General features: G+C 71.8%; 9 protein-coding genes. 2 read left to right on the forward strand and 7 right to left on the reverse strand.

The window, feature by feature from the left end; all coding sequences use genetic code 11:
* Window positions 1–16: 16 nt before the first annotated feature.
* The 5 genes from IU450_RS03800 to IU450_RS03820 all read right to left on the reverse strand — a co-directional run bounded on the left by IU450_RS03800 (window position 17) and on the right by IU450_RS03820 (window position 4,868).
* On the reverse strand, window positions 17–1,312 hold the full coding sequence (locus tag IU450_RS03800) for a DUF58 domain-containing protein (protein ID WP_195148332.1): 1,296 nt from the start codon (window positions 1,310–1,312) through the stop codon (window positions 17–19).
* 3 nt (window positions 1,313–1,315) lie between these two features.
* The gene (locus IU450_RS03805; RefSeq protein ID WP_416382833.1) at window positions 1,316–2,326 is read right to left on the reverse strand and encodes an AAA family ATPase; all 1,011 of its coding nucleotides are present in this window, start codon (window positions 2,324–2,326) and stop codon (window positions 1,316–1,318) included.
* Between the two features lie 34 nt (window positions 2,327–2,360).
* A complete protein-coding gene (locus tag IU450_RS03810; protein ID WP_195148334.1) occupies window positions 2,361–3,443 on the reverse strand; it encodes a DUF4129 domain-containing protein in 1,083 nt (360 codons plus the stop codon).
* Window positions 3,440–4,237 (reverse strand): hypothetical protein, encoded by a 798-nt coding sequence (locus IU450_RS03815; RefSeq protein ID WP_324197517.1) that lies wholly within the window; start codon window positions 4,235–4,237, stop codon window positions 3,440–3,442. The genes IU450_RS03810 and IU450_RS03815 overlap by 4 nt, the downstream gene beginning before the upstream one ends.
* A gap of 91 nt (window positions 4,238–4,328) precedes the next feature.
* On the reverse strand, window positions 4,329–4,868 hold the full coding sequence (locus tag IU450_RS03820; protein WP_195148335.1) for a TetR/AcrR family transcriptional regulator: 540 nt from the start codon (window positions 4,866–4,868) through the stop codon (window positions 4,329–4,331).
* A gap of 86 nt (window positions 4,869–4,954) precedes the next feature.
* Between IU450_RS03820 and IU450_RS03825 the strand changes: the two genes are divergently transcribed.
* A complete protein-coding gene (locus IU450_RS03825) occupies window positions 4,955–6,493 on the forward strand; it encodes an MFS transporter (RefSeq protein WP_195148336.1) in 1,539 nt (512 codons plus the stop codon).
* Window positions 6,494–6,660: 167 nt separating this feature from the next.
* Here IU450_RS03825 and IU450_RS03830 read toward each other — a convergent pair whose 3' ends face one another.
* Together IU450_RS03830 and IU450_RS03835 are read right to left on the reverse strand one after the other, a co-directional pair.
* A complete protein-coding gene (locus tag IU450_RS03830) occupies window positions 6,661–8,211 on the reverse strand; it encodes an adenylate/guanylate cyclase domain-containing protein (RefSeq protein ID WP_195148337.1) in 1,551 nt (516 codons plus the stop codon).
* 213 nt (window positions 8,212–8,424) lie between these two features.
* The gene (locus IU450_RS03835; protein WP_195148338.1) at window positions 8,425–10,119 is read right to left on the reverse strand and encodes a DUF4407 domain-containing protein; all 1,695 of its coding nucleotides are present in this window, start codon (window positions 10,117–10,119) and stop codon (window positions 8,425–8,427) included.
* Between the two features lie 224 nt (window positions 10,120–10,343).
* Here IU450_RS03835 and IU450_RS03840 point away from each other — a divergent pair, with 224 nt between their 5' ends.
* The gene (locus IU450_RS03840; RefSeq protein ID WP_195148339.1) at window positions 10,344–10,919 is read left to right on the forward strand and encodes a chorismate mutase; all 576 of its coding nucleotides are present in this window, start codon (window positions 10,344–10,346) and stop codon (window positions 10,917–10,919) included.
* The last annotated feature ends 495 nt before the right edge of the window (window positions 10,920–11,414 follow it).

The raw sequence follows: 11,414 nt of genomic DNA on the forward strand, positions 1-11,414 counted from the left end.
GAGGACATGATCCTCCTCAGAGGGCGCCGGACTGCTTCAGTTCCAGGTATTCGTCCGCCAGGGCTTCCGGCAATCGCGCCGGGGACGCCGCAACGACCGCGATCCCGGTGCGGCGCAGCGATTCCTGCACCAGTGCCCGTTCGGCCAGCACGGATTCGGCCGCGGCCGCCGCGTAGAGGTCGGGCAGCGTGTCGCGCCGCACGGCGGCCGCGGCGACATCGGGGTCGGTCACCGAGACGATGAGCACCCGGTGCCGCTGCGCGAGCACCGGCAGCACGGGCAACAGGTTCTCCTCGACCGCCGCGCCGTCGAGGCTGGTGAACCAGACGACCAGGCTGCGCCGGCGGGTGCGCTGGATGGCCGCCCGCACCAGTCCGGCGCTGTCGGTGTCGACCAGGGCCGCGGTGATGCCCGCCATCGCGTGCATCAGCTTCAGCTGCAACCCTTTTCCACCCGCGCCACGGACCTCGGCGCGCGGTTGCCGGTCGAAGGCGAGCAGGTCGACCGAGTCCCCGGCAGCGGCCGCCAGACCGCCCAGCAGCAGGGCCGCCTCGATGCTCGCGTCCAAGCGCGTGCCCGCACCGACCCGGCCCGCGCTGACCCGCCCGGTGTCCAGCAGCATCAGCATGTGCCGGTTGCGCTCCGGGCGCCAGGTGCGGACCAGGACGTCGGTGGCGCGGGCGGTGGCGCGCCAGTCGATGGCGCGCACGTCGTCCCCGGCGACGTACTCGCGGAACGAGTCGAATTCGGTGCCCTGTCCGCGCAGGTTGGCCACATTGCGGCCGTCGAGATGCTGCAGCCGCTTGACTTTCGACCGCAGCAGCCGCTCGGCGCGGAACGCGGGCAGCGCGCGGATCCGGGCGGGCACGCTGCGCCTGGTCTGCCTGCCCGCCAGTCCGAGTGGGCCGAGCAGCCGCACCGTGACCTGGCCCGCGACCCGATCGCCCCGATAGGTGGGCGTGAGCGTGGTGCGCAGCCGGACCTTGGTGCCAGGAGCCAGATCCAGCCGGTGCGCGCGGGGTTCGGCGCGTGCGCTGTCGGGCCAGTCGTCCCACACCGTGCCGCGCAGCACGCGGGTTCCGGTGTTGACCGCCACGAGTTCCACCTCGGCGCTGCGCCCGAGCCGCACCGTGGTCATGGCCTCGCGGGAAAGTGTCAGCTCTCGCGCTCGCCCCGCCGCAGCGAGGTCGATGAGCAGCCCGGCCGCCAGGACGGAGGTCAGCACCACCACGCCGAGCAGGGACGGCAGGACCAGGGTGACGAACAGGGCCGCCACGCCTGCCGCGGCGGCCAGCCGACCGGTGACGACCATCGGCTACACCGGGACCGGAACCGACAGCAGCAGCGACGCCAGCACGCCCTCGGTGGTCACGCCGTCCAGCTCGGCCTCCGGACGCAGGTGCAGACGGTGCCGCAGCACGGCGACCGCGACGGCTTTCACGTCGTCCGGCGTGACGAATCCGCGACCGTTGAGCCAGGCGAACGCGCGCGAGGCCGCCATCAGCGCGGTCGCGCCACGGGTCGAGGCGCCGTGCTGCACGGCGGGCGAGGTGCGGGTGGCCCGGCACACGTCGACGGTGTAAGCGAGCACCTCCGGGCTGATCGTCGTCTGCGCGATCGCGGCGCGGGCGGCGGTGATGTGCTCGGGGCCCGCCACGGGACGCAAACCCGCGGCGGTCAGATCGCGGGGATCGAAGCCGGCGGCGTGGCGTTGCAGAATGCGGAACTCGTCGTCGCGGCCGGGCAGGTGGATGTCCACCTTGAACAGGAACCGGTCCAGTTGCGCCTCCGGCAGCGGATAGGTGCCCTCCTGCTCGATCGGATTCTGAGTGGCGACCACGACGAACGGATCGGGCAGCGGCTGCGGCTTCCCGTCCACCGAGACCTGCCGTTCCTCCATCGATTCCAGCAGCGACGACTGGGTTTTCGGCGGCGTGCGGTTGATCTCGTCGGCGAGCAGCAGGTTGGTGAACACCGGACCGTGGCGGAAGGTGAACTCCGCGGAGTGCGGATCGTAGATCTGCGACCCGGTGACGTCGCCGGGCATCAGGTCCGGGGTGAACTGCACTCGCGCGTGCTCCAGGTCCAGCGCGGTGGCCAGCGCCCGCACCAGCAGCGTCTTCGCCACCCCCGGCACGCCTTCGAGCAGCACGTGGCCACGGCACAGCAGGGCGAGCACCAGGTACATGACCGCGGAGTCGTTGCCGACCACCGCTTTGCCGATCTCGGCGCGCAGAGCGTGGAACGCCGCGCCCGCTTGCTCCGCCGTCGGGGTGGTCTCGGTGCTGGTCATTGCATCTCCTGTGGTTCGCGGGAGTTCCCGCATGCCGTGGGCCGGACAAGGGTGGGGCGAGGGCGTCTCATCCGACCTCCGATTCGATCCATTCGAGCTGCGCCGCGACTACCTGGAGCGCCCCGGGATCGGGGACCGGCCCGAACAAGGCCGCGCCGATCAGCGCGGGATCGGTTCCGAGACGCGCGGCGATCGCGGCGACGACACGGTCCGGCGGAGTGTCGGCCGTGATGCCGAGCGGAGTGCGGACGCGGCGCAGCGTGGCCGCGCGCAGCTTGCCCGCCACGTGGTCGTGGTCCTTCGAGCGGCGGTACAGGGCGGCCTGGCCGGCGAGCAGTTCGTTCGCCGCCACCTCGACCGGACGCGGCTCACGCACCAGAGCGCCACGCCTGCGGGCACGCCACCACACCACCAGCGCGGCGGCGATCAGGAACTGCACGCCGCCGTAGAAGACCGGCGCGGGCAGCCGGTCCCAGATCGCGTCGTCGCCCGGCCCGAAGCCGGGACCGTCCGGTGGAGGGACATCGGGCAGATCCGGTGGCGGTTGCGGCGTCGGAGGGGTAGGCGCGGTCGGTGCGCCGCAGGATTGCAGCGCGCCGTAGACCAGCAGCAGCAACGCGGCAGCCCCGGCGAGCACGGCCCAGAACCTGGGGTCGCGCAGCAGCTTCGGCAGCGGTGGCAGCGTGCGCCTGGTACGCGGCGCCTTCTCCACCGCCTCGACTTCGGTGGGTTCCGGTGCGGGCGGCGGCGCGGAGGCGGAGAACCGGTCGGCGTATTCCAGCCTGCGATATTCGTCCTCGGTGGCGCGGCGGCCGCCGTAGACCACCTCGTCGAAACTGTGTGCGGCGGGTTGGATCTCGGTGGCGACCTCGAGCGGCAACGCGGTCGTGACGTCGTCGGCGGTTTCCCGCGCGGTGCGCGATCGCCGGACCTCGAGCACGCCGCCCTGTTCCAGGCCGCGCAGCACGGCGCGGAAACGTTCGCGCAGGGCACGGTCGAAATCCCGGTGCTGCGCGGCCGCTTCGGCGGCGGCGCGGTGGTGGGCGGCGGCGCCGAGCCGTGGTGTGCCGGGCGCCGGATCGTGCGTCGTGGCGGGACCCTTGTTCAGCGTGACCTCGTTCGCACCGCGCGGCGGTCGTGGATCGCTCATCGCGCCTCCTGGCGGGGGACGCGAATGTCCAATCCCTCTCTGCGGCAACGGCGGTCGACGTAGCAGACCACGCGCGAATTGGCCTCGACCACTTCGCTGAATGCCGCGAGCAGCAGCACCGCCGAGGTGGTCAGCACGATCACCGGCCACTTGTGGGTACCGGAGAAGTCCGAGACGAACAGCGGAACGGCCAGCAGCGGGACCGCGAGCAGCCCGAACAGGGCGCGCTGGGCGATCCACAGCCCGGTGGTCGGCCACTCCGCGCCCTCGGTGAGCAGTTTCGCGCGGGCGATGCCGTCGCGGTGCGAGGTGCGTTCGACGAAAAGCACGGGCACCGCGACCCACCGGCGGGCGCGCAGCCAGCCCAGCCAGATCGCCGCGAGCGGCAGCGTCACGAGCGGCAGGCCGCTCACTGCCAGCACGCCGACGCCCGCCAGCGTGAACAACAGCTGGAACACCAGCAGCGGGCCGAATGCGGCGCCGAACCGGCGCAGCGCCGTCGGCAGGCCGATCGGTGCGCCGCCGACGGTCGCGACGCCCAGCGCCACCGTCGTGCCGCGTAGCGCGAACCGCAGCAACCACGCACAGCCCGCGGTGGACAGGATCGCCGCCCAGGCGGTGCCCGGGTCGGAGCCGTCGGTCAGCCCCGAGACGCCCGCGGTCACCGCGATCACCACCGCTTCGGCGACGAGCAAACCCGTCGCGCTCACCGCGGCCAAGGCGCGGATGTTCGCCTGGATCAGCGCGAACGGCACATCGAGCAGTTCACGGAAACTCAGCGGTCGGATCGGCACCGTCGTTCCAGGAGACCCCGGTACCGGATCTGTTCCCGCCCCGACGGCGCCGGCCGGTTCGGCGGCTGGCAGCACGGGGCGAGTCTAACCGTCAGCCCCGCAGCAGGCGGTCCACCACGTGGCGGTAACGGGCCGGATCGATGGGCGGAAGGCCGAGCAGCGCGCGCAGATACACGCCGTCGCCGACCAGCCGGATGATGTCGGCCTGGACCGGGTCGGCGACCTCCTCGTCCAGACCGTCCGACCACGAGTTCATCAGCTCGGCCATCGCCTGCTGCACCTCGTCGGGCTCCGGGGTGGCGTCGATGGTGCGCATGGTCGCGAGCATGGACCGGTAGAGCGCGAGTTCGACCGCGTCCGCGGCGTTGTCCGCGTTCGGCGTCTGCAGATACCACTCGGCGACCGTGGCGCCCTTCGCGGCCGCGGCGTCGAGCTGTTCGCCCGCGCGGTCGGCCAGTCGGCCGACCAGCCCCGCCAGCAGCGCGTCCTTGCTCTTGAAGTGATAGAGCAGCCCGCCCTTGGAGACGCCCGCGGTGGCCGCGACGTTCTCCAGCGTCACATGCGACATGCCCTTTTCCAGGAGCAAGGTCTCGAGCGCGTCCAGAATGCGGTCGCGGGTGTCTGCCGTCACCGGAATGACTATACCGTCTGGACGGTCGAGACGTTACTATACCGTCTGGACGGTAATAAAATCGGACGACGGAAGTCGAGAAGGCCATGACCACCGAGACCGCGCAGACCACCGCACAATCGCCTGTCGCCCCACCCCGTGCCGGAGCGCGCGAGTGGGCGGGATTGGCGGTGCTCGCGCTCGCCCTGCTGCTGCTCGCCGTCGACGCGACCGTGCTGGACCTGGCCGTGCCCGCGATCAGCGCCGATCTCGCGCCCACCACGCCGCAACTGCTGTGGATCATCGACGTGTACTCGTTCGTGCTGGCCGGATTGCTCGTCGTCATGGGCAACCTGGGCGACCGGATCGGGCGGCGCAGACTGCTGCTGCTCGGCGCGGCCGCGTTCGGCGTCGCCTCCGCGTGCGCGGCCTGGTCGGTGACGCCGGAAATGCTGATCGCGGCGCGCGTGCTGCAGGGCGTCGCCGGAGCCACGCTGATGCCCGCCACCCTGGCCCTGATCAGGTCGATGTTCCTCGACCCGCGGCAGCGCACCGTCGCCATCGCGGTGTGGAGCGCCATGGCGGGCGGCGGCGCGGCGGCGGGACCGCTGCTGGGCGGCTGGCTGCTCGAGCACTACTGGTGGGGCTCGGTGTTCCTGGTGAATCTGCCGGTCATGCTGGTGCTGATCGGGCTCGGGCCCGTCCTGATCCCGGAGTCGCGCGATCCGAAGCCCGGTCGCTTCGACCTGCCCAGCGCCGTGCTGTCGATGCTCGCGCTGGTGCCCGTCGTGTACGCGGTGAAGGAATTCACGGCGCACGGCCCGGGCATGCGACCGGTCCTGGTCGGTGCGCTCGGCGTGCTGTCGGGCGTGTGGTTCGTGCGCAGGCAGCGACGGCTCGCGCAGCCGATGCTCGATCTGAAGCTGTTCGCGCTGCCCAAGTTCCGTACGGCCGTGCTGACCAACCTGCTCTCGGTCTTCGCGCTGGCCGGTGTCCTGTTCTTCGGCTCGCAGTACCTGCAGCTGGTGCTCGGACGCTCGCCGATGCAGGCGGGCTTGCTCCTGCTGCCGGGTCTACTGGCCGGCATGATCGCCTCGCTCGCCGCGGCCTGGTTGGTGCGGCGGCTGCGGCCGGGCACGGTGCTCGGCGGCGCGTTGACCACGGCGGCGGTGGGCGCGGCGCTGTTCGGCCGGCTGGGCCCGGACGCGGCCACCAGTACGACGCCGTTCGTGCTCGGCTTCCTGTTCGTCGGGGCAGGTGTCGGCGTCGCGCTGACGGTGTCGTCGGATCTGGTGGTCGGCTCGGCGCCCGCGGAACGCGCGGGTGCGGCCGCCGCGGTGTCGGAGACCGCGTACGAGACCGGCATCGCGCTCGGCGTCGCGATCCTCGGCAGCGTGGTCATGGCGATCTTCCGTAGCGGCCTGGATCTGAGTCAGGTGCCGGGCGATCGGGCGGACGTCGTCTCGGAATCCCTCGGCGCGGCGACGGCTTTCGCCGCTGAGCTGCCGGAGGCCGCCGGGAACGCGTTCCTCGCCTCGGTGCACGAATCGTTCGTCTCCGGCATCCACTTCGCGGCCATCGGCACCACGTCGATTCTGTTGGTCGCCGCGGTGGTGGCGTTCCGGTTGCGCAGCGTCCGTGCGTGATCGGTGGTTCGCGGCTGCACTGACGACGCGATGACCAGCCGGCGTGCATCCGGCCGGGGGAGCCGACGCCTTCGGGAGACTCCATACCCAGGCGTCGGCACCCCGGCGTGACGGCTTGCATTGCTGAGCGTGCGGGGGTGCGCTCCTGGCACGTTGCAGGGCCGGCGCTATGCGGGGCGCGCGAGCCGGGTCGGCGCGAGGCGGCCGCGCAGCGTGACGGATTCGCCGAGCCGCCACTGCTCGGCTTCGGTGACGGCGGCCGCCGCGACGGTGTTGCCGGAGGCGAGCAGCAGACCCTCGTGCTTGGCGAGTTCGCACAGGCGGGCGGCCTCGTTGACCGCGTCGCCGATCACGGTGAACTCGTAGCGTTGATGAGCGCCGACATTGCCCGCGACCACCCGCCCCGCCGCCACGCCGATGGCGGCCACGAAATCGCCGCCCGCGGTGTCGAGCCGGGCCCGGATCGCGCGGGCGGTGGCCAGCGCCGCACCCGGGGCGTCGGGCAGGCGCGCGGGCGTGCCGAAGACGGCGAGGGCGGCGTCGCCCTCGAACTTGTTGACCAGCCCGCCGTGGCGCTCCACCTCGTCCACCACGATGCCGAAGAACCGGTTGAGGATGGCGACCATCTCGGGCGCCGGGATGGTCGCGGCCATGGTGGTCGAGCCGACGATGTCGATGAACAGCGCCGCCGCGTCGGTCTCCACGCCGCCGAGCGCCGGGTCGCTCGCCAGCGCCGCCGCGGCGACCTCCCGCCCGACGTGCCTGCCGAACAGGTCCCTGATCTGTTCCCGCTCGCGCAGCCCCTCCACCATGTGGTTGAAACCGCTTTGCAGCTCACCCAGTTCGGTGCCGTCGTAGACGGCCAGCGCGACATCGAGGTCGCCGTCCTCCACCTGACGCATCGCGCGCCGCACGCCGAGGACCGGGGCCACCGTGGCGGCCAGGGTCTGCGTCATCAGCAGCAGGCCGAAAACCAGGGTCGCGCCGCCGAGAGACAGCACGCAGACCGCCAGCCGGGCCTTGGTCACGTCGTCCAGCGCGAGCGCGAGCACCGCGAGCACCATCATCCCGGCCACCGGAACGCCCGAGCCGACCAGCCAGACCACCAGCGATCGTCCGAAGACGCCGATGCCGCGCCGCCGCCCGGATGCCGCCGCTTCCAGCACCCGGGCGGTGACCGGCCGCAGGGCGAACTCGATGATCAGGTAGCTGTTCGCGCACACCACGATGGCGCTGATCGCGATGCCGAAAGCCACCTTCGGCACGAGCCGCGGTTCGGCCAGGCCGTACAGCGTGGTCAACAGGACGAGCCCGCCGAACCACAGCAGCGCTTGGTCACGCACCAGCCTGCGCGGGATCGCCGTGGCCGCGGCCTGCTCCTCCTCGGTCGGCACGCGCTCCGGATCGGTGGCCCACCGCAGAGCGCGCAGGCCGCGGGTGGTGCCCCACCACAGCCCGATCAGCAGCGCGCAGGTCGCGTAGAGCGGTGCGGCGAGCACGTCGAGCAGCAGCAGATCCCGGGTGAACACCGACGGCCCCGGCAGGACGAAACCGACCAGGGCGATCGACACGACCATGCCCGTCAGATTTCCCAACAGGGTGGGCACGGTGATCAACAGCTGGACGCGGATGCGCCGCAGCCCCGACGACTCCTCAGCCGACCCGAGCAGTCGCGACCCCCACGGCGCCGCGGCGAGCGTCACCTCCCTGTGTTGCATGGGTGCAGCGTATGCCGACCGGCGACGCACCGCCCCGGGTCGTGTTGGCCCAAGGCCGCTCCGGGTCTTCGCACACGTCCAAGCAACCCACCGGAGCCGGGCGCTGGAGTCTGCCCGCAGAACGCCGACGCGGGTGGGCCATGCTCGCGGTGGTGCGAGCGCGCATCCGCGGGAGCCGGATGCGCGGCTGCGGTGGCGAAGCCTGAGCTCCGGTCAGCGCCCGGGTGGCAGTTCGCGGCGGTTGGGCTCGGGCAGTTCGGGATGGTGGTGAGCGGGCAGTTCGTCGCGGCGGGCGCCGGTGGGCAGGCCGTAACCCGCGGCGCCGGTCGGCGGAAGGGAGGAGTAGCGCGGGGCGTGCGGCGCGTTGTAGCCGGCGTCGACCACGGTGGAGGCGATGTGCTGGGCGTGCGCGATTTCCGGCGAGCCGGGCTGAAGCTGGTAGCCGACGGCCTGTGGCTGCGACGTGTGCCCGTCCACGGTGACCTTGCGCGTACGGCGCAGTGTGAAGGTGATCTCCTCGACCTCTTCGAACGCCTGCCGCGCGGTACGCAGCGGATGCGTCGCCGTATCGATCGCGTTGGCCACGAACGACGGGACCAGCGGCCGGATGAAACGCGCCGCGGTGTCGCTGAACGGCACCGTGCCGATCAGCGGCAGCTCGAGACCGCCGCCGCTCGGTGGCGGGGCAGGTGTGGCCGCGGCCGGGGGATTCACCGCTACCGGGGCGGGTAGGTGCGGCGTCACCTCGTGGGGCATGGCGCTGTCCTTTCGATCGTCCGCCGCGGCGGGAAGTTCGGGGCGGCGCGGCGGTTCGGTGATCCCGATCTCGATGCCGCCGATCGCCGCGATGATGCGAGTGCGCTGCCGTTCCCGGTCGATGGCCGTGTCCGCCTCGACGGCGAGGCGAGCGGCGGTGAGCTGCTGCTCGGCGCGCAGGGTCTCGGCCTCGGCGCGCACCTCGGCCTGCTTGACCGCGATGGCCGCGTCGGCCTCGCGTTCGGCGCGGTCGTGCACGGTGCGCGCCGCGTTGTGCCGGTCGAACGATGTCTCGCCACGCCACCAGCGCAGCACCAGCGGCAGCAGGGCCAGCGCGACGAACGCCAGGATGGTGAGAATGCGCAGCGGCAACGCCTCGCGCACGGTGTAGTCGTTCATCGCCTGCCAGCGCGCGCCGAGCCCGCGGTCGGCGTCGTCGAAGGCGGCGGTCCGCGCGGCTGTCAACGCGTCCTGACCGGCGTCGATCCGGCGGTCGGCGGCGTCAACCCGGCCCTGCGCGGTGGCGAGCTGCTTGCGGGCGTCGTCGAGCATGGCGTTGGCCGTCCGGGCCTCCGGCCCGCGGCCGGGCACGCCGGTGATCCTGGTCCGCGGGCACTCCGGGGTCGGGTTGAATTCGCAGCGGGCGACCACCAGGGCGTGATCGATATCGTTCTGGGCCATGGCGATCGCCTGTTCGAGCGCTGCCCGGTCGGCTCTCGCCCGGTCCAGGTCCGCGTGCGCCGCGACGACCCGCGGCGCCGAATCGAGCGAGCGTTGCGCCTTCTCGTCCAGCAGCCGGTCGACGGACCCGCTGAACAGGACGATCGCGGCGAGCTCGGCGATCAATCCACCGGCCAGCACAGCCAGCGCGAACCGGCCGATCAGCCCGAGCCGGTCCGGCCCACCGCTCGGCCGCGCCGTCGCCAGCGCCCGGGCGAGCGCGCCGGTCAGCGCCGCGACCACGACGCCCGCTGCCACCGCGGCGGGCCACGGCCAGGCCGACCCCGCGGCGAGGGCGCAGACCACACCGGAGATCGTCGCGAACAGCGCCACGACAGCGCCCGTGACGGCGTATCCGGCGCGCTCGTGGCGATCGGTGATCCCGCTGGTCCTGCCCCCGCCGAGCCAGGTGAACAAGCCGGTGACGGTCATCGGAATGCACATCCTTCACGTCCCAGGCGCTTTCACGGGCGCGACGAAACTGTCACGGATTCGTTGTGACAGCGTGACAGGCATCCTGGCCCGGCAGCGAGCAGGGAAGGCTGGATGTGTTCAGGCTCACAGGCCGGTCGCGCTCGTGCCCGGTGTGGCGGGCGGATGGGCCTACGCTGTCGCGGTGATTCGTTTCGGTGCGAACGATCCGAGGAGGTCCCTGCGTGCGCAGAGTGGTGTTGGTGCTCCTCGCGGCGGCGCTGCCGATGTGGCCGGTTAGCGCGGGCGCGTCCCCGGCCGACGGGTCACTGGACCGGCTGGTCGCCCTGGTGATCGAGCGCCTGGATACCGCCGACGCCGTCGCCGCGGCGAAGTGGGCGGCCGCGGGCGAGCACGGCATCGAGCCCGCCATCGACGACCCGGTCAGGGAAGCCGAGGTCTACGACGCGATGGCGCGGCTCGGCAACGGCCGTGACCTGCCGGAGAACTGGGTGCGGCAGGTTTTTCTCGGGCAGATCGAGGCGAACAAGACGGTGCAGCGGGGGCTGATGCTGCGGTGGCGCTTCGACCCGGCTGCCGCGCCCACCGCGCCCGCGGGGCTCGCGTCGGTGCGTCCGGTGATCGACCGGGTGAACGTCGAGATCCTCGACCAGCTGGCCACCCGCCGGGCGGAGCTGACCGCGCCGGATTGCGCGGAACGATTGGCGCGCAGCGTGTTCGGCGTGTTCACCACCGGTCGTGGTGACCCGCTGCACCGAGCGGCGCTGGTACGGGCAGCCGCGTCGCTCTGCCCGGCGTAGGCCCGGCCCGGCGGGGTCGGCCGGAGTGCGCCGGAAAGATGTGTCCAATACCACTTTCCAAGATTTGCTGGTTATGTGCTGAATGACACATCGGACAAAAGAGGCCGGACGGTCGGATCACATTCATGGCTTGTCACGCCCGTGTCGCAAATATCTCACCCGCCCGTTCGGCGAGTTAGCCGCCGCCGCTTGGTTTGCCGTGTCGCGAACGGGGGAAATCCTTTTCGACGCAGGTGAGGGCGGTTTCCCGGCCTAGTGAGGAAGGTCTCGGGGCAGTGTCGCGCGTCGGTTTTCCCAGCTGGCACCGGGTGCCACGGGGATCGATCGCACGGCACTCGCTGCTTTACACTGGACAACGCGCACACGTGGAGGACCGAATGCAGAAGCCCAGCTAAACCTAGTTATTAGCACAACCTAAGTTGGTTGGGCCCTGGACCTGACTTATCGTTTGCTCTTACGCCGAACACAGAACGTTCGGCTACCTCGCCCGCTCGG

Source organism: Nocardia abscessus (assembly GCF_015477775.1).
GTDB lineage: Bacteria > Actinomycetota > Actinomycetes > Mycobacteriales > Mycobacteriaceae > Nocardia > Nocardia abscessus_A.